General features: G+C 70.0%; 18 protein-coding genes. 7 read left to right on the top strand and 11 right to left on the bottom strand.

Annotated elements, in window-relative coordinates; translation table 11 throughout:
• Nucleotides 1–119 precede the first annotated feature (119 nt).
• From IZR01_RS21775 to IZR01_RS21790, 4 genes are all read right to left on the bottom strand, one after another.
• Complete coding sequence (locus IZR01_RS21775; protein ID WP_194924926.1) at nt 120–1,838, bottom strand: phosphodiester glycosidase family protein; 1,719 nt, start codon at nt 1,836–1,838, stop codon at nt 120–122.
• A 135-nt stretch (nt 1,839–1,973) separates the two neighbouring features.
• The gene (locus IZR01_RS21780) at nt 1,974–2,651 is read right to left on the bottom strand and encodes a hypothetical protein (protein ID WP_194924927.1); all 678 of its coding nucleotides are present in this window, start codon (nt 2,649–2,651) and stop codon (nt 1,974–1,976) included.
• 100 nt (nt 2,652–2,751) lie between these two features.
• Nucleotides 2,752–3,591, bottom strand: coding sequence for an SDR family NAD(P)-dependent oxidoreductase (locus tag IZR01_RS21785; RefSeq protein ID WP_194924928.1), 840 nt, complete (start codon nt 3,589–3,591; stop codon nt 2,752–2,754).
• 125 nt (nt 3,592–3,716) lie between these two features.
• Nucleotides 3,717–4,562, bottom strand: a complete 846-nt coding sequence (locus IZR01_RS21790; RefSeq protein WP_194895198.1) for a MaoC/PaaZ C-terminal domain-containing protein — start codon at nt 4,560–4,562, stop codon at nt 3,717–3,719.
• A 101-nt stretch (nt 4,563–4,663) separates the two neighbouring features.
• Here IZR01_RS21790 and IZR01_RS21795 point away from each other — a divergent pair, with 101 nt between their 5' ends.
• On the top strand, nt 4,664–5,137 hold the full coding sequence (locus IZR01_RS21795) for an SCP2 sterol-binding domain-containing protein (RefSeq protein WP_194895199.1): 474 nt from the start codon (nt 4,664–4,666) through the stop codon (nt 5,135–5,137).
• Between the two features lie 117 nt (nt 5,138–5,254).
• Here IZR01_RS21795 and IZR01_RS21800 read toward each other — a convergent pair whose 3' ends face one another.
• Nucleotides 5,255–5,620 carry a VOC family protein gene (locus IZR01_RS21800; RefSeq protein ID WP_194895200.1) on the bottom strand — a complete coding sequence of 122 codons (366 nt, stop codon included), beginning with the start codon at nt 5,618–5,620 and terminating at the stop codon, nt 5,255–5,257.
• A 186-nt stretch (nt 5,621–5,806) separates the two neighbouring features.
• Entirely contained in the window at nt 5,807–7,348 is a 1,542-nt protein-coding gene (locus IZR01_RS21805) for an MFS transporter (protein WP_194895201.1), read from the bottom strand.
• 137 nt (nt 7,349–7,485) lie between these two features.
• Between IZR01_RS21805 and IZR01_RS21810 the strand changes: the two genes are divergently transcribed.
• Nucleotides 7,486–8,127 (top strand): TetR/AcrR family transcriptional regulator, encoded by a 642-nt coding sequence (locus IZR01_RS21810; protein WP_194924929.1) that lies wholly within the window; start codon nt 7,486–7,488, stop codon nt 8,125–8,127.
• Nucleotides 8,128–8,251: 124 nt separating this feature from the next.
• A complete protein-coding gene (locus IZR01_RS21815; RefSeq protein WP_194924930.1) occupies nt 8,252–9,193 on the top strand; it encodes a DUF2797 domain-containing protein in 942 nt (313 codons plus the stop codon).
• A gap of 1,568 nt (nt 9,194–10,761) precedes the next feature.
• Here IZR01_RS21815 and IZR01_RS21820 read toward each other — a convergent pair.
• Both IZR01_RS21820 and IZR01_RS21825 read right to left on the bottom strand, forming a co-directional pair.
• Nucleotides 10,762–14,676, bottom strand: a complete 3,915-nt coding sequence (locus IZR01_RS21820; RefSeq protein ID WP_194924931.1) for a ricin-type beta-trefoil lectin domain protein — start codon at nt 14,674–14,676, stop codon at nt 10,762–10,764.
• A gap of 111 nt (nt 14,677–14,787) precedes the next feature.
• On the bottom strand, nt 14,788–16,692 hold the full coding sequence (locus tag IZR01_RS21825; protein ID WP_194924932.1) for a ricin-type beta-trefoil lectin domain protein: 1,905 nt from the start codon (nt 16,690–16,692) through the stop codon (nt 14,788–14,790).
• Nucleotides 16,693–16,836: 144 nt separating this feature from the next.
• On the opposite strand from IZR01_RS21825, the gene IZR01_RS21830 reads away from it, so the two are divergent.
• Together IZR01_RS21830 and IZR01_RS21835 are read left to right on the top strand one after the other, a co-directional pair.
• Nucleotides 16,837–18,042 carry an ROK family transcriptional regulator gene (locus IZR01_RS21830; protein WP_194924933.1) on the top strand — a complete coding sequence of 402 codons (1,206 nt, stop codon included), beginning with the start codon at nt 16,837–16,839 and terminating at the stop codon, nt 18,040–18,042.
• A 229-nt stretch (nt 18,043–18,271) separates the two neighbouring features.
• On the top strand, nt 18,272–18,805 hold the full coding sequence (locus IZR01_RS21835; protein ID WP_194924934.1) for a hypothetical protein: 534 nt from the start codon (nt 18,272–18,274) through the stop codon (nt 18,803–18,805).
• A gap of 18 nt (nt 18,806–18,823) precedes the next feature.
• Here the strand turns inward: IZR01_RS21835 and IZR01_RS21840 are convergent, their stop codons facing one another.
• Nucleotides 18,824–20,713 (bottom strand): Na+/H+ antiporter NhaA, encoded by a 1,890-nt coding sequence (locus IZR01_RS21840; protein ID WP_194893204.1) that lies wholly within the window; start codon nt 20,711–20,713, stop codon nt 18,824–18,826.
• 122 nt (nt 20,714–20,835) lie between these two features.
• Between IZR01_RS21840 and IZR01_RS21845 the strand changes: the two genes are divergently transcribed.
• Nucleotides 20,836–21,084: an RNA polymerase sigma factor sigma-70 region 4 domain-containing protein gene (locus IZR01_RS21845; protein WP_194893205.1), complete on the top strand. Its 249-nt coding sequence runs from the start codon at nt 20,836–20,838 to the stop codon at nt 21,082–21,084.
• The gene (locus IZR01_RS53405; protein WP_194924935.1) at nt 21,084–21,725 is read left to right on the top strand and encodes a Clp protease N-terminal domain-containing protein; all 642 of its coding nucleotides are present in this window, start codon (nt 21,084–21,086) and stop codon (nt 21,723–21,725) included. The genes IZR01_RS21845 and IZR01_RS53405 overlap by 1 nt, the downstream gene beginning before the upstream one ends.
• 46 nt (nt 21,726–21,771) lie before the next feature.
• Here IZR01_RS53405 and IZR01_RS21855 read toward each other — a convergent pair whose 3' ends face one another.
• Together IZR01_RS21855 and IZR01_RS21860 are read right to left on the bottom strand one after the other, a co-directional pair.
• Nucleotides 21,772–23,145: an aspartate aminotransferase family protein gene (locus IZR01_RS21855; RefSeq protein WP_194893229.1), complete on the bottom strand. Its 1,374-nt coding sequence runs from the start codon at nt 23,143–23,145 to the stop codon at nt 21,772–21,774.
• 195 nt (nt 23,146–23,340) lie between these two features.
• On the bottom strand, nt 23,341–24,430 hold a 1,090-nt coding region (locus IZR01_RS21860), incomplete at its 5' end, for a putative Ig domain-containing protein (protein ID WP_194924936.1).

The raw sequence follows: 24,430 nt of genomic DNA on the forward strand, positions 1-24,430 counted from the left end.
GACCAGCTGGGCAGGAACCTATCTGAAGTCGCCGACAGCCATGGCCGGTGTTTGTACCGGGGTTGTGATCGCTACGGCGGCACCTGGATCGGCGGCTATGGCAGCACCTGGATCGGCGGCTATGGCAGCACCTGGATCGTGTCGCCGACGGGCCGCTCGCCGGTGGCGTCCGAGGTGTTGTTCACCAGCCGGCCGTCGACCGCCATGGCCGTGGAGCCGCCGCCGTCGAGGTTGAGGGCCTGGACGGCGCCGAGCGAGCGCATGAACTCGGCTTCCTCATAGAGCGTGAAGCCCTCGCTGCCGGCGGTCAGGCGGCCGTCGACGGTGACCAGGATCAGATCGCCCCTGGCGTCGACACCGGCGATCGTCCGCGGCTGGCGGGCGTTGGCCCACTGGTAGTTGAACGACAGGTCCCGCGGGTCGACGACGCCCTCGTCGGCGGCGTCGATGTCGATCCGGCCGTCGCGGAGCAGGCGCGGGGCCGCGCTCACGATGCTGTCGTTCGGGCCCAGATGCACGGTGCGGCCCGTGGCACTGTCGACGATCCGCTGGTCGACCGTGAGCCGGTGCCCGACGACCGCGTGGGCGTCCAGCCAGGCGGCGGCGGTGCCGATGCCCTGGAGCACGGTGCCGCCGGCCGGGACCGCGCCGCCGCGGGCGCCGACCGAGAGCACCTTGCCGGCGGCGTCCAGGACCGCCTGGGTGCCGGTGCCGGTCGGCAGCGGCGCGGCGAACTCGGGCGTGAACTGCACCAGGTCATTGGTCTCGTAGCAGTCGACGTCCTGCTCGGGGTGCGTCGTGGGGGTGGCGTCGGGACGGCCGCAGTCGCGGACGGTGCCGGGCACCCGGTTCACGCCTTCGACCGCGAAGGTCGCGGCGCCGGAGCGGACTGTGGCGGTGCTGGTCAGGTTGGCGATCTGGTAGCCGCCCTTGCCATTGTTCTTGACGACCAGCGCCGCCCGGTCGCCGGAGGAGAGCGACTGGACCTGTCCGTCGTAGGCGCCGAGCCCGGACTGGGTTCCCTGGACCCCGTCGGCGTTCGAGGTGACGAAGAACCCGCCGTTGACCCCGACCAGCGACCCGAGCTGGGCGGCCACCGAGGAGGTGGTCGCGCGCTGGGCGACGTTCCCGTCGTGGGTGGCCTCGACGGTGCCGCGGAAGGCCCCGCGGGCGATGACCGCGACGTGGATGTTCTCCCGGTCCGCCGGAGTCTGCGCGTCGTAGCCGGTCCACTCGGTGACGGCGGCGAACCCGGCCGCGGTGATCGCCGACAGCTCGGTGCCGGCGGCACCGCTGCTCGGGAACTCACCGACCCGCACCCGGTATCCCATCAGCCCGCGCGGCGTGTCCGAGTAGCCGGGCCACCGCACCGCCTCCACCCGCGCCGCGAAGCCGTGGGCGGCGAGCTGCGCGGCGGTCGTCCGGGCCCAGGACTCGGACTCGACCTCGGCCCGGGCCGGACCGAGGGTGACCTTGCTGGTGACGGGCTGTTCGAGGGTGACGGTCCAGAAGGGGGCGGAACCCTGGTTCTGGAGCGTCACGGTGCTGACCCGCACGCCGGGCGCGACGTTCTGCGTGTTCCACTGCTCCAGCCCGAGTCCCGCGAGGAAGGCGGAGCCGGAGGCAGGGCCGGGGCCGGAGGCGGAGCTGTCAGCCAGGAGACGAATGGCACCGGCGTCCGTTTGAGCCTGTGCCTGAGCCGAGGTCCCGCACACTCCGAGCGGCACCGCCAGCGCGAGGACGGCCGCGGAGGAGAGCGCCACGCGGCGGCGCGTCCGGCGGATGTCAGGGACCGAGGGGGCGGACGTGCTGGACGGACTGCTCTGCGGACTGTTCATGCGGATGATGTGATCTCGGCCCACGTAACGAGCGGCTTCGCAGACGCGACGGGCCGGGTAACGGTGGGCGACTATCTTGCCGACAATACGCTGGCACGACGTGTTCGCGTCCGCAGCCGGCCGGCGAATGGGGGGTCAGTCGGCAACAATGGGCCCCACTTTGTTCACCACAACCCGGTCCGCGCCGTAGCGCGCAGCGATCGCGGCCGCCCACTTGCCCGGGTCGTCGACGCCGACCTCGGCCCGGCCATCGAGCCAGGGCCCGTACTCGTTGATGCGTAGCCCTTTGGACTGCCAATAAGCGGTGTCCGCACTGATCTTGTCGCACACCTGCTGAGCATCGACGGCGTTGTACTCGCTGTCCTTGAACACGACGTTCGTCGTCGGCAGCGCGTGCCGGACCGCGGCGTCGAGCCCGGAGCCCGGAATCCGGTAGATCACCAGGGCATACGGCGTCTTGTCCGCGGGCCCGGCCGGCTGCTGAAGTTCGAGCCCGGCATAGGAGCTCGCGAAGTCGTGCTTCAGCATCGGCTCGACGATCTGGATCGCGGCATCGAGCGTGTTCTGCCCAGGCGGCTGCCCCGAGATCCAGGTGGAACCAGCGGAGCTAGGCGCTGGCGCCGTCGCGGCCGGAATCGGCGCGCTACCGTGCATCGTGGGCGGCGCGCCCGCCGTGGTCACGGAGCCCTTGCCGACCGGGGCAGCGCCGGAGGAATCAGCAGGCTTACTAGCGCACCCAGCCGCCAGCGCCGCGGTGAGCGCGGCCAGCACGGCGACGCCGAAGACGGCCCGAGCGTTCGAAGCATATGTCACTACCCTGAGACGCATCCTTGCCGGACACGGTTCCATGGGATCTCGGCAGAATCCAAAGGGCCGCCCGAAGGCGGCCCCGGTGTGTTGCTGACTCAGGTCCTCAGGAAGTCATCCCGAGCCACTGCCCACCCGTGACATTCAGTACCTGCCCGGAAACGTAGTTCGACCAAGGCGAGCACAGGTAGAACACCCCGCCCGCGGCCTCCTCCGGCGTGCCGGGGCGACCCAGGGGGATCAGGAAGCTGGTGGCGCCGACCATCGCCTCGGGGATGCCCAGGTGGACGGTTTCGCCGCCGATGGTCATCGTGTTGTCGTCGGTCTTGGCGGCTGTGAGGCGGGTTTCGATGTGGCCGAAGGCGACGGCGTTGACGTTGACCTTGAACTGGCCCCATTCCTTGGCCAGGGTCTTGGTCAGGCCGACTACCGCCGACTTCGCCGCGGAGTAGTTCGCCTGGCCGGCGTTGCCCATGGTGCCGGAGACGGAGGAGATGTTGACGATCTTGCGGAAGACCTCGACGCCCTGCTCGCGTTCCTTCTTCGCCGGGTCGCGGAAGTAGGGGGCGGCGGCGCGGATGGTGCGGAAGGGGACGACGGTGTGGATGTCCAGCATGCGCTGGAACCAGTCGTCGGTCATCGTGTGGATCGGCTTGTCCAGGGTGTAGCCGGCGTTGTTGACCAGGATGTCGATCTTGCCGAAGCTGTCGGCGGCCTTGGCGATCAGGGCTTCCGGGACGCCCTCGGCGGTGAGGTCGCCGGCGAAGACCGCGGTGTCGGTGCCGTGGGCCTTGGCGATCTCGGCCGCGGTCTCGGCGGCGACGTCGGCGTCCAGGTCGTTGATCAGGACGCTGGCACCCTGCGAGGCCAGCAGGTCGGCGGTGGCCCGCCCGATGCCGCGCGCCGATCCGGTGACGATCGCGACCTTGCCGTCCAGGACTCCCATTTACGCTCCTTGGCTGGTTGTTGTTCTTGTGGGAAAACTGCGTGCTCTGTGCTGATTAGGCCGTGCTGATTCGGCCGCGCTGCCCAGGCCGGGCTGCTCGGGCCGCGCGGGTCAGATCCTGCTGCTCAGGCCGAGCGGAACGTCGCCAGGCCGTCCTTGATCACGACCACGTCGGTGTCCGACGACGTCTCGAACACGAACGACCCGCCCTCGTCCCCGGCGCCCCATGTCCGGGTACTGATGTCCTGACCGGGCAGCACCGGCCGGGCGAAGCGTACGGCCAGCCGCTCCAGGTTGCGAGGGTCGGCTTCGGCCAGGCCGAGGACGGCGTGTGAGGCGAACGCCATCGTGCACAGGCCGTGGTTGATGATCCCCGGCAGTCCCACGGCCTTGGCGAAGTCCGGGTCCAGGTGGATCGGGTTGTGGTCGCCGGAGGGCTCGGCGTAGCGGGCGGTCTGGTCGGAGTCCACGTGCTGCTTCGCCTCGCCGACCGGCTCGGTGCCACGCAGGTCCTGCGGCAGCGCGTGCCCCGGGGCCTGCTCGCCGGTGGTGGTCTCGCCCTGCGCGCCGCGGAAGAAGGTGGACATCCACTGCTCGTTGACCAGCTCGCCGTCGGGGGTGCGGGTCTCGGACTTCACCGCGACCACGACGCCGGCCGAGGTCTGCCGGATGCCCAGCGGGGCCGAGCGTGTGTCCAGCTCCATCCCCGGCACGATCGGCCGGTGGTAGAAGAAGTCCTGCTCGCCGTGCACCAGCATCATCAGCAGCTCCGGCGGGGCCACCGCCAGCACCGCCTCCGCACCGGGCTCGAAGGCCGGGACCACCGCGAAGACCGGCGGGGCCAGCTCGCCCGAGCGGTGCTCGGCGATCGGGTCGTTGGTCGCCGCGGCGTAGGCGGCGATCCGCTCGCGCTCGACGGTGAACCGTTTCGGCTCGGTCCAGACGCCGAGCGCCTCCAGGTTGAAGCTCATTGCCGTTGCCCCCTTGCGGACGCCGCGCTGCCGGATCAGACTGTGACGCAACTGAACGTACCGTAGAATGATGTAACGATCCAGAGGGGAACCCACCCGCGATGACTGAGACTTCCGGGACCGCAGGACTGCCCGTCGAACTGGCCGGTTCCGACCCGAACCAGCTGGCCGGGATGGTCGGCCAGCTCTCCGACGCCGAGCTGCGCGCGGTGCTGGCCGACGGCGCGCTGCGCGGCCAGGTGCTCGATGAGATCTTCCGCCGCATGGGCGACCACTTCCGGGCCGACAAGGCCAAGGGCCAGACCGTCGCGGTGCATTTCGTGATCACCGGCGGCCCGGACGGCGGCAAGGACACCTACCAGGCGTCCATCAAGGACGGGGTGTGCACGACGTCCAAGGAGCTCACCGAGCACCCGCGGGCCACCATCACCGCCGACGGGGTGCCGTTCCTGCGCCTGGTCACCGGCGGGGCCGGCGGCGTCGAGCTGTTCTTGAAGGGCAAGCTGAAGGTCGGCGGCGACATGATGTTCGCCGCGTCCGTGGCGGGGTGGTTCGCGATTCCGGGCGGCAAGTAGTCGATCATTGAGGGACGGTGACGGCGCGCGGACGGCCTCGGGGGGCGGTCCGCGCGCCGTCACGGTGTTGGGGGCGCCGGGGTACCAGGGCGCCCCGGGGTGGCGCGGCTACCGGGGTCAGACCTGGAGCACCGACAGCCAGTTCCCCGCCGGGTCCTTGAACCACGCGATCAGCGGGCCGCCGGCCCGGTTGATCCCGTCCGCGCCGACCCCGGGCAGCTGCTCGAAGACGATGCCGCGCTCCTTCAGGCTGGCGACCGCGGCCTCGATGTCGTCGACCGGGAAGTTCAAGATGGTGAAGGTGGCCGGGGTGTGATCCGCGCCCTTGGGGTAGACCAGGATCTCGGTGTCGCCGCCGACATGCAGTTGCAGCATGCCGTTGGCCTCGGTGACGGGGACGCCCAGGACCTCGCCGTAGAACTGCTTCGCGGCCGGGACGCTGTCCACGGAAAAGCCGCTGAAGGCCTTGGTTTTTGCGAACATGATGCGACCGTACCCGCGCCCACCCACTACTGCCTGTCGGCGAACGGCGAACGGCGAACAGCAGACGGCCCGCGAGGCCCGGTGCCAGGTCGTCCCTGACACCGGGCCCCGCGGGCCGTCCGGGCGGCGCTACTTCGCCGCTGCCGTACTACTTTGCCGTCGCCGTACTACTTCGCCGTCGCCGTGCTACTTCGCCGACACCGTCTCGTGCACCGGCAGGATCGCGATGTGGTCGGTCTCCTCGGCGAGCTCGATCGCGTGCTCGTCGATGGCCGGCATCGCGTTCTTGCCGGGCAGCAGGAACATGGTCGCGATCGCGGCCAGCAGGCCCAGCCCCGCGCCGACCAGCAGCGCGGTCCCGAAGCCGCCGGACAGCGCCCGGGCCGGGCCGTCGCCGGTGCCGAGCAGGTGCGAGGTGCGGGCCGAGGCCACCGCGGCCAGGACCGCCAGCCCCAGCGCGCCGCCGATCTGCTGGGCGGTGTTCAGCAGGCCCGAGGCCAGACCGGACTCCTGCTCCGAGGCGCCGGCGGTGCCGGCCACGGTCAGCGCGACCCAGGCCATGCCGCCGCCCAGCCCGATCACGATCTGCGGCAGGAGCAGGTCGGTGACGTAGCTCCCGTTCGCCGGCATCCCGCTGACCCACAGCAGGCCGGCGGCCATCAGGACCATGCCGACCACGGTCGTGGCCTTGATGCCGACCTTGGCCACCAGCTGTCCGGCGGCGGTGGCGGCCACCATGATCGCCACCGCGATCGGCACCAGCGACAGGCCCGACTTCAGCGGCGAGTAGCCCAGGACCTGCTGGGTGTACAGGGTCATGAAGAAGAACGCCGGCATCAGGCCCATGACCTGGAGCATCGAGGCCACGTTGGCGCCGCGCAGCACCGGCCGCCGGAAGATCGACAGCGGCACCAGCGGCTGCTTGGTCCGGGACTCGATCACCACGAAGGCCACCAGCAGCAGCACGCTCACCGCGCCCAGGCCCAGCGTCTCCGGTGCGGTCCAGCCCACCTTCTGCGCGTTGACCAGCACGAACACGATCCCGGCCAGACCGGCGGTGACGGTGAAGGCGCCGCCCAGGTCGAACCCGGAGCGCTCGCCGGAGGGCGCGCCCACCGGCAGGATGCGCGGCGCGAGCAGCGCGGCGGCCACGCCGATCGGGACGTTGACCCAGAAGCAGGCCTGCCAGCCGAACCAGTCGGTCAGCATGCCGCCCAGGATCAGGCCGACGGCGCCGCCGGCCCCGGCCACCGCGCCCCAGACGCCCAGCGCCTTGTTGCGCTCGGCCTTCTCCTCGGTGGTGTTGTCCGGGAAGGAGATCAGCAGCAGGGACAGCGCGGCGGGGGAGACCACCGCGGCGGCGAAGCCCTGGACCGCGCGGGCGCCGATCAGGAAGCCCGGGTCCGGGGACAGCGAGCCGGCCAGCGAGGCCACGGCGAACAGGATCAGGCCGCCCATGAACATCCGGCGGCGGCCCAGGTAGTCGGCCAGGCGCCCGCCCAGGAGCAGGAAGCCGCCGAACATCAGGGTGTAGGCGTTGGTGACCCAGGACAGGTCGGCCTGTGCGAAGCCCAGGCCCTTGACCAGGCTCGGCAGCGCGACGCCGACGATGCCGGCGTCCAGGACCAGGACGAACTGGGTCACCGCGAGCAGCGCCAGCGCCGCTCCGCGGTTGACGGTGCGGCTGCCGGGTGGGGCCGCGGCTGCGGTGGGTGCAGCAGCTGACATGGAGACATCCCCTAAAAGCGGAAGGTGAATTACGGTTCCGGTTAACGGTTGAGACAGTAGCGGAACCTTCCCTCCGGTTGTCAAGTGGAACCGGAGTTCAGCTTCCGGTTACCTCCGAAGCGGTGTAACGTTCAACCATGGTCCTGTCCCAGACGCCGCCCACGAGCCGTCCCCTGCGCGCCGATGCCCGGCGCAACCGAGAGGCGATCGTCGCCGCGGCCGACGACCTCTTCCGCTGCGACGGCATGGCATTGCAGATGGACGAGGTCGCGCAGCGTGCCGGCCTGGGCGTGGGCACCGTCTACCGGCACTTCCCGACCAAGGAGGCGCTGACCGTCGAGCTGGTCCAGGTCCGGGTGGAGACCACCATCACCCAGGCCGAGCAGACCATCCAGGACTGCGACCCGGCCGGCGCCCTGCGCCGCTTCATCCGCGACATGGCGACGATGATGGGCCAGGACCTCGGGCTGCGCGAGTCGTTCCAGGTGCAGGTGCTGGCCGACAACCAGCTCGACGAGTGCGTGTACTACCGGCAGGACCTGCACGTGCGGAAGCTGGCGATGGTGAAGCGGGCGCAGGAGGCCGGCGTCGTCCGGGACGACCTGGGGCTGGAGGACTTCGACGCCCTGATGTGCGGGATGGGCCAGGCCATCGTGGCCGGCGGGAACCCGACGCTGATGGCTGAGGTGCTGTTGGAGGGACTGCGGGTGCCGCGCGGTGAGTCGGACGGCGCCGAGGCGGCCGAGGCCGAATCAGCCGGAGCTGACGCGGGGGAGTAGCCGGCCGGGGTTGTCGGAGCCTTGCCCTAGAGTTCCCAACCATGGCGAGGTGTGTGACGGCGTCGGCAGCGGCGCGGCGGATCAGGTGGCGACGACACGGCCCGCCGCACTCAGAATGGTAGGCGTGGAACCGACTTCGAACCCTGTCTCAGTCCCCGCGCCGAGCCCCGCGCCCGACCGCTTGTGCACCGGCTTGAGCTGGTTCGAGGACAGACCCGCGCTCACCACCGTCGAGGGCGCCGACCTGCGTCTCAAAGCCCTGGCCCCGGGCACGCGCCTCGCGCTGTCCTGGTCCGGCCGGCGCCGCTGCGTCGGCTGGACCGCGCCCGGCACCGGCCGCACCGCGTGCGCCGAGGACGCTGAGATCGGCGGCGCGGCGACCCTAGCGCAGTGCCCGGCGTGCCAGAACCGGGACCACGGCCTGGCCGTCGCCCGCGACCGGATCACCGACGACGGCCGCGCCTACCAGCTCTACCTGGCCTGGTTCGCGCCGGGAATGCTGAAGGTGGGCATCACCGGCGTGCACCGTGGCGTGGCCCGGCTGCTGGAACAAGGCGCCATCGGCTACACGGTGATCGCGACCGGCACTCTCCCAACCGCCCGCCGCGCCGAACTCACGGTGTCGGCCTCAGGACTGGCCAAGGAGCGCTACCGGTCCCGAGCGAAGGTCGAGGCCTGGTGGGGCCTACCGGAGAGCGACGGCCTCCGCTCCGCCCTGACGCAGGCGCGCATCAAGGCTCTGCGGATACTCGCCGACCACACCCTTGACGCCATCCCCGACGGCCCGCTGGTCGACAACACGGACTTCTTCGGACTCGGCGACGGCGCCCCGGCGACATATCACGAGGTCGAGGCGCTGGACGCCAGCGGAAGCCTGAGCGGCGAGGTGCGCTCGGTGATCGGCAAGCACGTGTTCGTGACGGCCGAGGGCGGTGCGCAGGTGCTGCTGGACACACGGCTGCTTGCTGGGCGGCATACGGCGATCGCTGACCCGGGCGGGATGGTTGGGGTGCGGACGGCGGAGCGGCGTCGGCCGCTGCTTTACGACATGCCGACGTTGTTTTAGGTGCTGCGTGCGGTAGGGGTGATTGAGGGTTTGGGTCTTTTGAGCGGGGGCGGGAGCTTGCGGGCTGGCTGCGGTTGGCGTGTGGGTTTCAAAGCTTTTTACGGCCTTCGGTTATGGTTGTGCCGGTTCGGGGTTCGGGGCGGTGGGTGGGTTTGTCGGCTGCCGGTTCCCGTGTTCACGACCCCGCCGCACCTCAGGCCTCTTCATCTCCAGCAGGTCTGAATCAGGGTCTAGATCAAGATCAAGAGCCCAAGCAAGATCAACGGCAAGAGTCCAAGTAAGATCAAGATCAAGAGCTGTGATGAAGGCCCGGCGCCTCCGGCGGGGGCTCTTGGCTCCCTCGGGGAACTGGCGCAATTCCATAGGGTGGTCGGGTCAGGGCCCTGCGCTGGCGGTTTGTGAGGTGGTGCGGTCCGTTCCCCACGGTCGCGTCGTCAGCCCCAAGGGGTACAGCACCGGTGTCCGGGAGTAAAGTCCGCGCCGTCACGTCGGGCGTGGAGGCGGCGGTTTGTCAGAGCGCGAACTTGACTCCCGGCCACCGGCACTGTAGGCAAAGCCCTGCCGACGCGACCGAGGGGAACGAACCGAAAACCGGCCGGAAAAGTACAAAGCTGGTGGTGCGGTACCGGCGGCCCGGCGAGTCCGGCTGCCGGTATAGGTGCTGGCGGCGCGGCAGTCCCGAGGGCGCGCGGTCTGGGTTGGCGGGTGCCGGATCGGCCCGGTCTTCGAAGCCCGCTGCGGGTATAGCTGGTCCCGACCGCACCCGGGCATGTTCTCGACCGACTGACCACTGGCCCGTCGCTACGCCCTCACCGGCAGCTGCACTAACCAGCCTGCGTCTATGGGCCCTGCGATTGCTTTTCTTCCGGTCGGTTTTCGGTTCGTTCCCCTCGGTCGCGTCGGCAGGGCTTTGCCTACAGTGCCGGTTCTCGGGAGTCAAGTTCGCGCTGTACGCGGCCGCCGCCTGCCCGCCTGACCGCAAGGGCGCGGACTTTACTCCCGGGGTTCGGCGCTGTACCCCTTGGGGCTGACGACGCGAGCGAGGGGAACGGACCGTAGCCACCTCACAAACCGCCAGCGCAGGGCCCTGACCGGACCACCCTATGGAACCGCGCCAGTTCCCCGAGGGAGCCGAGAGCCCCCGCCGGAGGCGCCGGGCTCTGCATCACAGTTTTTGATCTTGTTGTTGATCTTGCCCTTGACCTGTGTCGTTGACCTTGCTGTTGATCTTGATCTGGCTCTTGCTCTTGTTCCGACTTGCGGGAGTTGAAGAGGCCTGAGGTGGGGCGGGGTCGTGAACGCGTAAACCGGCAGCCGACAAACCCACCCGCCGCTCCGAACCCCGAACCGGCTCAACTATGACCGAAGGCCGTAAAAAGCTTCTAAAACGCACACGCCAACCGCAACCCGGTCCGCAAACCGCAGCCCCCCAAGATCCGACCCCCAAACAGCCCGCAGGACTCGGCTACAGCGGCTAGCGTTTTCGGCCAACCCGGCCAACCCGGCCAACCCGGCCAACCCGGCCAACCCGGCCAACGTCGGCTAAGCCAGCCAGCCCCAGCCCCCGACTAAGGCAGACCCCACACCTGATCAGCCGCACCCGAGCAATCCTCAACATCCAACTGCGTCCCAGAACCACCGCTCCCCGGATCGGTCAGGCACCGCCCGGACTGCGGGTTCAGCAGTTCCCCGTTGGGTTGCGGCTCCCACAACTGCGCGCCGGTCTGGTTGCAGCGATACAGATCCACCGGCGTGCCGCTCGCGGTGCCGCCGAGGGTGATGTCCAGGCACTTGCCGAAGGCCTGGAGGGTCTTGCTGCTCAGGTTCCACTGCTGCGCGAAGCTGGTGTTGCAGGTGTAGGCCTGCACCGGGTTGTCGTCGGCGGAGTTGGAGAAGCGGTCGTCCAGGCAGAGTCCGTTGAGGCCGGTCGCGGGGCCCACTGAGGCGCGGAGCGTCCAGGTCTGGTCGGCGCCGCCGTTGCAGTCCTCGATGTCGAGCTGCGTGCCGGAACCGCCGTTGGCCGGGTTTGTCAGGCAGCGGCCGGATTGGGGGTTCAGTAGCTCGCCGTTGCTCTGCGCCTTCCAGCTCTGCGCGCCGGTGTTGTCGCAGTCATACAGCTGCACCAGCGTCCCGTCGCCGGTCTGCCCGCCTTGCACGTCCAGGCAGCGGCCCGTCGCCCGTATCGTCCCGTCGGGGAGTGCGGTCCACGTCTGCGCCCCGGTGCCGTTGCATGCGTAGGCCTGGATCGGGTCCTGCGACTGGCCGGCCCCGCCTCGATCGTCGGTGCACCACCCCGCCGAGGCGAGACGGATCTGCTGCCCGGGAGGACCGATCACCAGCTCGCTGACCTGCGCGGTGGCGGATGGATCGGCCTGGTACCGGAGGTAGCGCCAAGAGCCGGTCGGGAAGGCGGCCGTGCTGTCCGAATCCGGGATCGCCGCCTGCACCGCCAACGTGGTCCACGCGGACCCGTCGTTGGAGCCCTCGATGCTGTAGGCGGTCGTGGCCCCGTCCGACTGCACCTGCACCTGGTTCATCGCAGTGCTCGTACCCAGATCCACTGTCAGGTTCGCGCCGGCGGCGGTGGCGTGCCAAGCGGTGGCCGGGCTTCCGTCGATCGCGGCCTCGGCGGGGTAGCTGGGGTCCTGGTTGGAGGCGGTGACCGGCTTGCAAGCGGCTGCGTTCGACGACGCGCTCGGCGTCCGCGTGGCCACCGTCGCCGGCGACCCGGGGCTCACCGTCTGTGTGGCACCGCCGGCGACGCTGACCGGAAGCGCGGGCCCGGCCGTGACGGTGATGGTCGTGCCGCCGGGCCGGATCGACAGCGAGTACGTGGTTCCGTGCCACTGCAACCCGGTCAGGTCCAACCCCGGCAGCTGCGGCGGCAGCGACGGGTCGAGCTGCACCGCGTCGGCGTTCCACCGCAACCCGGTGAATCCGTACTCGAACTCCTGCAGGAAGCCACCGGCAGCGGTGTCGAACGTGAACGCCCCGCCGCCGCGCGTCTCATGGAACTGATCGAACGGCGCACCCATGAACGGATCGACGCTGCGCTTGAGATACGTGTACGAGTCGCACCGGCTCCCACCCAGCGCGGAGGCGTCGATGGACGCGACCGAGTCCGTCATCGACGGCCCGTTGATGTCGGTGACCGAGGTGTAGTAGTCGAGGTCGTTCTGCGCGACCTGGGACGTCATCGGCTGAGCCCATGGGTACTGCAACATCGTGACGTCCGCCTGCTTGATGCCCTGTCCCGTCGGATACCCGTCGTACTCCAGATACCGGTTGTCGGCGGAGTCGAACGGGACCTCCAACCCGTCAGCCACCGTCGTCCACGCCGGATCCGCCGAGTTCCCCGTGATCTGCGCCGCCTGCGCCGCGATCCGCAACACGGTCTGCGCCGCGACATCGGTGTAGGCGCTGTCGTTGACCCCGTCGTGGTACTCGTCCGGCGGCATGACGTCGAGAATCTGGTAGCTCCCGGCCGCATTCGGGTCCGGCACGGCCCGCGAAGCCCAGAACGTCGCGATGTCCCGCAACACCGGCCACGCCTTGCCGCTCAGCCAAGCCGTGTCCCCGCTGGCCAAGTAGTACTGCCATTGGGCGAGCGCGACATCGGAGCTGATGTGCAGCTCATCGCAATACGCACCGGTACCCGTATACGTGTCCTTACCCGTGAGCGCGCTCTCCCACGGATACCGCGCCCCACTCACCGACTGCCCCGACGGCGCGCAGGTGGAGCTGTTCTGATCGGCCTGGCCCAGCAACGCCTGTCGATAGCCGTCGGCGGCCTCGGAGATATCAGGATGCTGCGCCAGCAAGGCCGGGTTCATCCAGGTGTCCATGTCCCAGAACACGTGGCCGTTGTAGCCGTCGGACGACAACCCGCCGGGCGGCATGCTCCACGGCACATCGGCCCGCGAGCTCTCCAGCAGATAGAACATGCTGGCCCGCACCTCGCCGGTGAGCGCGTCGTCGCCCGGCACAGCGATGTCCGCGTTCCACAACCGCGACCAAGCCTGGTCGTTGCGCGTCGTCACTGCCTTCGCCCCGGCGTTCGCCGCCGCCGTGGCCTGGCTGAGCGCGATCGGCTGCGGATCGACGGCCGGAGCGTCCGGACCGCCGTCGTTCGTCGCCGCGACCCCGACGAACTTGGTCGCGGTGTACGTCGTCCCGGACGCCACAGCCATCGTCGCGCTCTGCGAAGCCGGCGCGCCGGCGGTGGGGCTCGTGGCGGTCGGCGACGAAGACCCGCCGGTCCGCAGCACCGACGCCACAGCCGCGGTCACCCCGGTCCCGTCGGCGACGTCGGTCTCGGTCAGGGTCCCGTCGGCCCCGTCGACCGTCGCCGCGGACGTCCCGGAGTTGACGACCCCGCGCCCGTCCAGCGCGTCGACGACGGTCGCCGATCCGGACCAGTGCGGCGTGAAGGCCATCGTCACCATGCCGACATGCGCGTCGCACTGATCGGAGTTCACCGTGTAGGCGAAGTCGGTCGTCCGCCCCGAAGGCGCGGTCCAGGTGAACGACGTCGTGAGCGTCCCGGTACTCATGTCGAGCGTCTGCTTGTAGCCGGACTCGGTGCCGGCCTGCGCCTGGGAGACCGTGGTCGGGGCCGTGGCACCGGCCGGGTAGACCGCGACGGTGTCCAGGTTGACCTGGCCGGAATCGTTTGCGCCGACCGAGACCGAGACGCTGTCGGTGCCGCCGTTGAGCGTGGTCGGAAGAGTCAGCGTGTTCCAGGAGTCCCAGCTGCCGGTCGACGGCAGCGACACCTGCTGCGGCGCGGCGCCGTCGACGCTGAACGAGACGGTCTCATTGCCGGAGTTGCCGTTGGCGTACCGGACGGCGACCGTGGCCGGACCCGCCTGCGTGCCCGCGACCGGCACCGTGACCGTCGATCCGACCTCGGGCGACCCGTAGCCCAGGCCCGCCACGAACAGCCCGCCGACGGAGTCATTGTGATCATGCGCGGGTGTGGCACCGCCGGAAAGCCGGCCGGCGGCGGCTTCGCAGAGCTCGTCGAAGCCGCACGTCGGCAGGTTCCCGAAGCTGTCGCCGCCGTCGGTCAGCCCGAGGGTGGTCCAGGTGGGCAGGCTGCCGCGGATCTCAGACCACGAAGTCTCGGCGGGCGGATTGGAGTAGAACCCGGCCAGTTCGCTCTCGGTGGGGATGGGGTTCATGCTGAACCCCGTGCCCTCGGCGGGCACCCGCGCGGCGAGATAGCCGTTGCCGATGAAGGTCGGTGCGTAGTTCGTCGTGGGATCCGTGGTCGACAGCGTCCACGGACCGCCGAGCGCCGGTTTCGCCCGGCCTGGCGTTCCCGCTCCGGCTGCCGCTCCCGATCCGGCTCCTGATCCCGCAGCCGTGCCCGCCCGGCCCGTGCTCCCCGCCGCCATCGGGGCTGTGGCGGCGACCAACGCCACGGACGCCGCCGCCGCCCAGACCCGAACCCGAACCTGTCCTTGCCGTTGCCGTCGCATCCCGGGCTCCGTTTGCTTTGGTTTGGAGCTGTTTGACTTTGTCCGTTTGGTTCTACTGCCGAACCCGGAGTCCGTCAATGCCACGACATAAGTGTTGTATTAGCGCTCTGATCAAGAAGGCAGCGTCCACTGCTGGTTCGCCGCGTCCGTACAGTCCCAGATCTGCAATCGGGTCCCGTTCGCCGAACTCGGTCCGGTGGCGTCAAGGCAGCGCCCTGAGTTTGTGTTCACCAACTCCCCGTTGGATTGGTGCTGCCATTGCTGCGCGGCTGTGCCGTTACAGTCGTAGAGCTGCACTTGCGTCCCGTTCGTGGTCCCGGCCCCGGTGACGTCCATGCACTTGCCGAGCGCCTGGAGGGTCCCGCCGGCGGCGACCGTCCACTGCTGGGCGCCGGTCCCGTTGCAGTCGTAGAGCTGCACGGCGGTGCCGTTCGCCGAGCTCGCTCCGGCCAGGTCGACGCACTTGCCGCCGTAGCCGGTGATCTGCCCGGCCGGTGCGCCGCCGCCCCCGCCGTTGCTCTGCGTCCCGTTCCAGGTGAACGTCGCAGAGGTCTGAGCCGGCAGCGAGTAGCTGAAGGTCTCGTTGCCCCAGTTGACGGTCAGGGTCTGAGTGCTGCCCGACTCGTTGTACGCGACCAGCGCCTTCGAGCCGTCCGGGTTGATCCATGCGACGTTCGGCACGCTGGTGTTGGCCGTGGAGTCGATGCGGTAGGCGCCGGGCTTCACGAACTTGGTCAGCTGGCCCATGTCGTAGTACTCGATGTTGTAGTCGACCTGGCCGGACTGCGAGTCGCCGTTGTGCACGGTGACCAGCCCGGTGCAGGTGCCGCAGCCGCCGTTGTGCGGACCCATGTTCTGGTCCACCGCCAGCGACCACTTCACCACCGACTTACCCCAGTTCCGGGTGTAGTCGATGATGTTGTTCATGTCCTCCTGCTGCTGGTTGGCGATCCAGGTGCCGCCGGAGTGCTCGGTGTCGTAGGAGTCGACGTTCGGGTACTGGTTGTGGATGTCGGTCTGGGTGCTGACGTCGCCTTCGTAGCCGTGCCAGGCGATGCCGCCGAAGTTCGGGTCGTTGCGCACGGCGGCGTCGTCGACGGTCGGGGCGCCGTAGGCGGCGTAGGAGTCGGGATTCCAGTCCAGCGCCAGCACCTTCGTCGACAGGCCCGCGGCGTGGAAGGCCGGCAGCAGGTCGTTGACGGTGAAGTAGTCGAGCCCTGATCCGTTCCACTGCATCGAGGGGTAGCCGGAGCAGCAGGTCGGCTCGTTCTGCACCGAGACGAAGTCGATCGGCACGCCCTGCGCCTGGTAGGCCTGGATGTACTTCACGAAGTACTGCGCGTAGGCGGCGTAGTACTGCGACTGGAGCCAGCCCTGGCTGTAGGCTCCGCTGTCCTTCATCCACGGCGGCGCGGTCCACGGCGTCCCCATGACCTTCAGCCCGGGGTTGAGCTGCTGTGCCTGCTTGGTCAGCGGCAGCACGTCGACCAGGTCGTGGGCGATCGAGAAGTTCGCCAGCGACGGGTCGGTCTGCCCCGAGGGCATGTCGTCGTAGGTGTAGTTGTAGCGGGCCAGATCCGAGGCGCCCATCGGGTTGCGCAGGAAGTCCAGCCCGATGCCGGTGGTCGGGCTGAACAGGTTGTTCATCAGGGTATTGCGGGTGCTGGCGCTGAGCGCCCCGCTGCTGTTGATCAGCCAGGCGGCGGTGTCCGTGAAGGACGCCCCCGCCCCGGTGAACTGCTGGTACTTGGTGTTCTCGTTGACCGTCACGACCTGTCCGGAACTTCCGGATCCGGCACTGAACGAGACCGGGGCCTGTTGCGCCAGGCCCTGGGTGACGTTCCGGCCGCCGGAGTCGTTCGTCGTGGTCAGCCAGACGTTGACCGGTTCGTTCGCGGCGTGCGCGGGAGCGTCGGCGATCGCGACTCCGGACGCGACGAGCGCGGTCGCCGACAGCGCGCGTATCAGGAGCCGGATACGGCGTCTCGCGGTGGAGCTCGGGGGTGCTTTCGGCATGGGGGTACCGCCTGAGGACTACGTGGGGAATGTGGGGGAGGCGTGCAGGGGTTGATCGTCATCAGCCCTTTTGTTCACTTCTTATTCCAAGACGTGATTGAACTCTCACCGCCTGCGGGCGTCAAGGGTGGCAGAATCCGCCCCGTGACCACCCGCACCCAGAAAACGACCCGCGACCTGCGTTGGCACAACCGCGCCGATCTGTTGACGCGGCTGTATCTGGGGGAGTGCACCAATCGCAACGATCTGGCCCGGACCTCCGGGCTGAGCGCGGCGACCATCAGCAACGTGGTCTCCGACCTGATCGCCGACGGTCTGGTCGGCGAGAACGGGTCGCAGAGCTCGGCCGGCGGCCGGCCGCGCTCGCTGCTGCGGGTGCTGCCCGACTTCGGGTACGTGGTCGGCGTCGACATCGCCGAGACCGCGATCCGGGTGGGCCTGTTCGACTGGACCTTGCAGCCGGTCGCCGAAGAGGTGCGGCCGGTGGCCACCGCGCAGGTCCCGCCGCAGGAGGTGGCCGACCAGATCCTGTCGGAGATAGCCGCGGTCACGGCCCGCGTCGGGATCACTCCGGCCGGCCTGCTCGGCGTCGGCGTCGGCGTCCCGGGCGCCGGCGGCGCGGTGATCCACGCCCCCACGCTCGGCTGGTCCGCGGTGCCGCTGGCCGGCCTGCTCCGCGACGGCCTCGGTTTCGCCCCCGAGGTGGACAACGGCGCCATGGCCTTGGGCCAGGCCGAGGTCTGGCGCGGAGCCGCGCGCGGCTCCGAACGTGCCGTCACCCTGCTCCTCGGGATCGGTGCGGGCGGCGCGCTGTCGATGGCGGCCGGCCCCGGCGGCCGGGCCCGCAGCTTCACTCTGGAGTGGGGGCACACGGTCGTCGACCTCGACGGTCCCACCTGCCGCTGCGGTGCGCGCGGGTGTCTGGAGACGTATATCGGCGCGGAGGCGATCCTCGCGCGCTATGCGGCGACCCGCGGCAGCACGCCGTTCGCCACCGAAGGCGTGGTCGAGCAGCTGACCGAACTGGTCGACCGGGCCGTCCAGCACCGCGAACCCGCGGCCCGCACCGTCCTGGACACCACGGCCGGCTACCTCGGCGCCGGAATCAGCAACCTGATCAACCTGGTCGCCCCGGACCGGGTGATCATCTCCGGCTGGGCCGGGGCGCTGCTGTGTCAGGCGCTGCTCCCGGCCATCCGCCTCATCGCGCGCCGGCACGCCCTGCCTTACCTGTTCGAGTTCACGCGCATCGAGCCGGGCGAACTCGGCCACACCTCGGGGACCCTCGGCGCGGCGACGCTTCCGGTCGCGCGGCTGCTGGCCGACGGCGGTCGGCGTGGACCGAGCTGAACAGACGCCGGTAGAGCTGATCAGACGCGAGCCGGGCTGAACACACGCCGGCCGAGCTGAACAGACGCGGCCTGGCTGAGGCCAGACGCCTGCCAGCTGAACAGAGGTGGGCCGGGGTGAACAGACGCGGGCAATTACCGCGCCGGCCCGGCGCGCCGAGGGTGTCGCAGAACTCCGAGGCAGTAGCTTCTGCGTAGTTGATCATGACTACCGAATCGGAGGCCGCACCATGAGATCCGCCATCCTCGGCACCGTGCTGACCGTCGCCGCGGGACTCGCCGTCACCGCGCCGCCGCGGGCCGAAGCCGCCGTGCTGGTCGCCAGCTGCACCGCGACGCTCAGCGGGAGCTGGAGCGCGCCGCTGGACCCGGGCAGCACCAACGCCGCGCAGCCCGAGACGCTCCGGCAGAGCGGGCCGGTGGAGTGTTTCGACGACGGCGGCGCCCCGCTGGTCGGCGGCACCATGACCCGGACCACGGTGCTCCCGGCGGCGCAGTGCACCGGCATCGCCTACAGCGACCCCTCCACGACCGGCATCACCTGGTCCGACGGCACCGTCTCCACCCTGTCGCTCGGCCAGGCCGCCGTGGTCACGGTCCTGGGCAACGCCTCGACCGACGGCTCCGGCTCGATGGCCGCCACCAGCGCCAAGTTCGGCGGCGACGCGATCGACGGCGCGGTCATGACCACCGGTCCCGGCTGCGGCACGGCGTCCGGTCAGACCAACGTCACCTCGACCGTGGTGTTCACTCTCGCGCGCTGAGTACTGCGCGGGACCGGCTCACGCCCGCGCGATCTGCGCGCGGGCGTAGGCCGCCCGAACCGCGGTCGTCAGCGTCTCGATGTCATACGCGCCATGGTGCCGCCGGCCGTTGATGAAGAACGACGGTGTCCCGGAAACCCCGCTCAGATCGGCCGAATCCGCGTCCTCGGCGACCCGCGCGGCGAAGACGTGCTGGCGCAGATCGGAGGCGAACCGCTCGACGTCCAGCCCGAGTTCGCTCGCGTACCGGCGCAGGTCGACCGGCGTCAGCGCGTCCTGACGGTCCAGCAGCAGGTCGTGCATCGGCCAGAACGCGCCCTGCTTCGCCGCCGCCTCGGACGCCTCGGCCGCGATCTCGGCCCGGGGGTGCACGTCGACCAGCGGCAGATGCCGCCACACGTAGCGCACGTCCCCGAACGCCGCCAACAGCTCCCGCACCACCGGCTCGGCCTGCCCGCAGTAGGGGCATTCGAAGTCCCCGTACTCGACGATCGTCACCAGCGAGTCGGCCGGCCCCCGGATGTGGTCGCGGTGCTTGTCGACGCCGACCGCCAGGTCGATGATCGACTCCGAGGTCCCCAGCAGCGCCCGCTGCCGCAGCGGCTTGGGCAGCAGGGCCGTGATCCGGAAGACCGCCCACGCTCCCGCCGAGGCCACCAACGCCGCGGAGAGCACCCCGAGCTTGGCCTGCTCCAGCTGCACGCCGTGGAAGGCGAGCGTCGCGATCAGCAGCGACACCGTGAACCCGATCCCGGCGGCCGCCCCGGCCCCGGCGGCCCCGGCCCAGCCGACCGGCAGCCGTACCCGGCCCCGGCTGATCCGGGTGAGCACCCACGCCGCGCCGACCGTCCCGACCGGCTTGCCGACCACGTAGGCGATCAGGATGCCCAGCGTGATCCGGGAGGTGTAGGCGTGGGCCAGGAACCGCGCGTCGATCGGGATGCCGACGTTGGCCAGGGCGAACAGCGGCACGATCAGGTAGCTGGTCCACGGGTGGTACCAGCTCTGTAGCCGCTCGTTCGGCGAGATGGCCGCCGACACCCCCAGGCGCGCGCTCTGCGCCAGCTCGGCCGTCGGCTGCTCGCGGAAGCTCCGGAACAGCTCGCTGGCCTGTTGCAGATCGTCGCGCGCGGCCGGATAGGCGATGGTCAGCAGCCCGATCGCCAGGCCGACCGACACCGGGTCCACCCCGGACTTGAAGAACGCGACCCAGGCCGCGAGTCCGATCACGAAGTACGGCGGGCCGTACCGCACCCCGCGCTGCCGCAGCACCAGGACCACGCCGAGCAGCGCCACCCCGACCAGCAGCGCCGCCACCCGGATGTGGTCGCTGTAGAAGAACGCGATGACCAGGATGCCGACCAGGTCGTCGACGACTGACACGGTCAGCAGGTACGTCCGCACCCGCAGCGGCAGCCCCCGGCCGACCAGCGCGAGCACGCCGAGCGCGAACGCGGTGTCGGTGCTCATCGCCGCGCCCCAGCCGTGCGACGAGGGGTGCCCGGCGTTGATCGCCAGGAAGATCGCCACCGGCAGCACCGCCCCGGCGACCCCGGCCGCCAGCGGCAGCGCGAGCTGGCTGCGCCGGCGCAGCTCGCCCATGTCGAACTCGCGGCGCGCCTCAAGCCCCACGACCAGGAAGAAGAAGGTCATCAGCCCGGAGTTGACCCAGCCGCGCAGATCCTGGGCCACGCCGGTGTGTCCGATGGTGACCGCGGCCTGCGTCGCCCACACCGAGTCGTAGTTCGCCGTGGAGACGTTCGCCCAGATCAGCGCCGCGACCGTGGCCGCCAGGAGCAGCGCGGAGCTGCCGGTCTCGGTCCGCAGGAACTTGCGGCGCGGCGTGTCGCCGTCGGCCGCCGTCGTCGTTCCCGCCTCGGCGGAAGCCGGTGATCGGGAGAGGGCCATACCGGCGATTCTGCCGAGTCGGCGCGCCGGACGCGCGGTGTGATCGGCATCAGAGACCGGCGGCGGCCCCGGTCGTCAACCACGGTTGACAAGAACCCGGGCGTCAACTTACATTGACTTTTATGACCGAGGCAACAGATCTGGCGGCGGCCGCCGCCGGCGCCGAACCGCGCGAAGGACTCCGCGCGGTCGCGGCGCTGGGCCGGCTGCTGGAAACCCTGGAGACCCTCCAGGTCAACCACGCCCGGGCCAAGGGCTGGTCGTGGCAGGAGATCGCCGACGAGCTCGGCGTCAGCAAACAGGCTGTCCACAAGAAGCACGCGGGGCGGGCGCGGAGTGTGTCCGTCCCGGCGTCCGGACGGGAGATGTGATGTTCGAACGGTTCACCGGCGAAGCCCGCCAGACAGTGGTGGTCGCCCAGGACTCGGCGCGGATCCTGGGGCATCCGCGCATCGGGACCGAGCACCTCCTGCTCGGACTGCTCCGCGGTACCGACCACGCCGGGGGGCGCGCGCTCGCCGAAGCCGGGATCACCCGCGACGGGGTCCTGGCCACCATCGGACGACTGGAGCAGGCCGGGCCGGAGTCGGACCGCGACCTGGCCGAGAAGGACGCGGCGGCGCTGCGGAGCATCGGCATCGACATCGACGCGGTGCGGGCCGCCCTAGAGGAGTCATTCGGACCGGGCGCGCTCGAGAACGGGCCCGGGCACGGCGCCGGAGCCGGTCCGGGGAGTACACACCAAGGGCCGTGGTGGCGTCGCCGCAACCGGAACGAGCCGCCGGCCGGCGCTCCGCGCGGCCACATCCCCTTCACCCCCAGAGCCAAGAAGGCGCTGGAACTCTCGCTGCGCGAAGCCCTGGCTCTCAAGCACGGCTACATCGGTACCGAGCACGTGTTGCTCGGACTCATCCGGGAAGACGGCACGGCCGTCCGGATCCTGCGCGAGGAGGGAGTGGAACCGGGGCAGTTGCGGGATCTGGTGCTCGCCGAGCTCCAGCAAGCAGGCTGACGCCTCACAACGCCAGCACGTCCACCGGGCGCGACCGCGGCGCGCCTCAGGACGACCGGGCCTGCTTCACCAGGGTCTTGCCGAAGTCCCACATCATCCCGGTGCCCTTGTGCGCGTCCTCCATGACGTCCGCGAAGGCCGCCAGGAACTCCTCGACCTCGCGCTCGCCGATGGTCAGCGGCGGAAGCAGCTTCACCACCTCCAGATAGTCGCCCGAGACCTGGGTCAGGATGCGGTGCCGCCGGTAGAGCGTCATCACGATCATCTGCGAGAACAGACCCTTGCGAGCCGCCTGGAGCATCGACCACCCGGCCTTGAGCCGCAGCGAGGAAGCCTTCCCGAACTCGATGCCGATCATCAGCCCGCGGCCCCGTACGTCCGCGAGCATCTCGTACTGTCCGGCCATCTCCTTCAGCCCGGTGAGCAGCTGGTCACCGGTCCGCGCGGCGTTCGCGGTGAGGTCTTCGTCGTCCAGGACGGACAACGTGGCCAGCGCCGCGGTCATGGCCATCGCCATGGAGCCGAAGGTGGAGTCGTGGACCAGGACCCGGTCCATCGAGGAGTAGACCTTCTGGAAGATCCACTCCTTGCCGAGCGTCGCCCCGACCGGCACGAACCCGCCGGACAGCGTCTTCGCCACGGTCACCAGGTCCGGCTCCAGCCCCTCGGCCTGGTAGGCGAAGAAGTCCCCGGTGCGGCCCAGGCCGGTCTGCACCTCGTCGCAGATCAGCAGGGCCTTGTGCTTACGCAGCAACTCCTGCGCTTCCCGCAGGTAGCCATCGGGCGGCAGGAACACGCCCTTGCCCTGGATCGGCTCGACGATGAACGCCGCCACGTCGCCCTTGCGCAGCTCGGCCGCCAACGCCCCGAGATCCCCGAACGCGACCGAACCGCCGGGCAGCAGCGGCCCGAACCCGGCCCGGAACTCCCGCGCCCCGTTCACCGACAACGACCCGGCCGTCAGTCCGTGGAACGCGTGGTCGGCGTACAGGACCCGCGGTTTGCCGGTGGCGCACCGCGCGAACTTCAGCGCCGTCTCGACCGCCTCGGTCCCGCTGTTGGCGAAGTAGGCCCGGTCCATCCCCGGCGCCTTGCCCACCAGCCGCTCGGCCAGCAGTCCGGCCAGCAGAGCGCAGTCGAACTGCACCAGATCGGCGACCTGCGCGTCCAGGTATTGGTGCAGAGCCTGCCGGACCACCGGGTGGTTGCGGCCCAGGCCGAACACCCCGAAGCCGCTGAGGAAGTCCAGGTACCGCTGCCCGTCCGCGCCCACTAGGAACGCACCCTCGGCCTGCTCGTAGACCGTGTCGAAGCCGATGGTCCGCAGCATCCGGGCCAACTGCGGGTTCCCGTACCTGGCGTGCAGGCCGTATCCCTCGCCTCGGCGCGCGGCGAGTAGTTCGGCGAGGTCGAATCCCATGTCACGAGTCTCGCGCACGGAGGTCCCGTAGGCGACCTTTGACACGTTTTGCTCCTCAGCCGACCCGGCCGCACCGCGTGGTTGTTCGAGTCGGGCCGGCTTGCGGGCGCGGCGAAGGGCGGCGGATCGCCCAGAGATCCGCCGCCCTCAGTTACCTGCTCAGTTACCTGTTCTGTTACTTGTTCTGTGTCGCGATCAGCTCACGTTGAGCCCGGTGTCGTCGATGACGAACGAGGTCTGAAGCGAGCTGTCCTCGGTCCCGGTGAACTTCAGCGTGACGGTCTGACCGATGTAGCTGGCCAGGCTGAAGGAGTGCTGGCTGTAGCCGTTGTTGTGGTTGAGGTTGCTGAAGGTGCCCAGGGTGCCCAGCACGGTGCCGGAGGAGTTCAGGACCTGGACGTTCAGCTTGTCGTAGGCCGTGGTGGTCGTGGTCTCGTCGGTGTCGATGTGCAGCCAGAAGGAGAAGCTGGCCGTCTTGCAGGTGGCGGCGATGCTCACCTTCTGCGCGAGGGTGTCGGTGTGGGTGGTGCCGTAGCCGTCGAGCCAGGCGTCGTAGCTGCCGGAGTGGGCCGGCTCATCGGTGGTGTCGCTGTTGATGACGCCGGAGGTGGCGGTCCACGGGGCGGCGCTACCGGTCTCGAAGCCGGGGTTGCCCAGCAGCTGCGCCGAGGTGCAGCCGCCGCCGGAGGCGTTGACCGTCCAGGTGAAGGAGGTCGTGCCCGAGGCGGTGCCCGAGGTCGCGGTCACGGTGACGTTCGAGGTGCCGGCCGCGCTCGGGGTGCCGGTGACGGCGCCCGAGGAGCTGATCGACAGGCCGGCCGGCAGACCGGAGGCGCTGTAGGTCAGCGACTTGCCCGCCGAGTCGGTCGCCGAGATCTGAAGCTTCGTGATCGCAGTGCCCTGAGTGGACGTCTGGTTACCGGGGTTGGTGACCGAGACGGTCTCGGTGCCGCCCTGCGCGTTGACCGTCCAGGTGAAGGAGGTCGAGCCGGAAGCGGTGCCCGAGGACGCGGTGACCGTGACCGACGACGATCCGGTGCCGGTCGGGGTGCCGGTGATGGCGCCGGAGCTGCTGATCGACAGGCCGGCCGGGAGCCCGGTGGCCGAGTAGGTCAGCGACTTGCCGGCCGAGTCGGTGCCGGAGATCTGCAGGGTGCTGATCGCGGTGCCCTGAGTGGAGGTCTGGTTGCCGGGGTTGGTGACCGAGACGGTTTCGGTGCCGCTGCCGCCGGTCGACAGGCCGGTGACGCCGTTGGGGGTGCCGATGCCGGTCGGGCCGTCGTAG

It is taken from the genome of Catenulispora pinisilvae (assembly GCF_015356865.1).
GTDB lineage: Bacteria > Actinomycetota > Actinomycetes > Streptomycetales > Catenulisporaceae > Catenulispora > Catenulispora pinisilvae.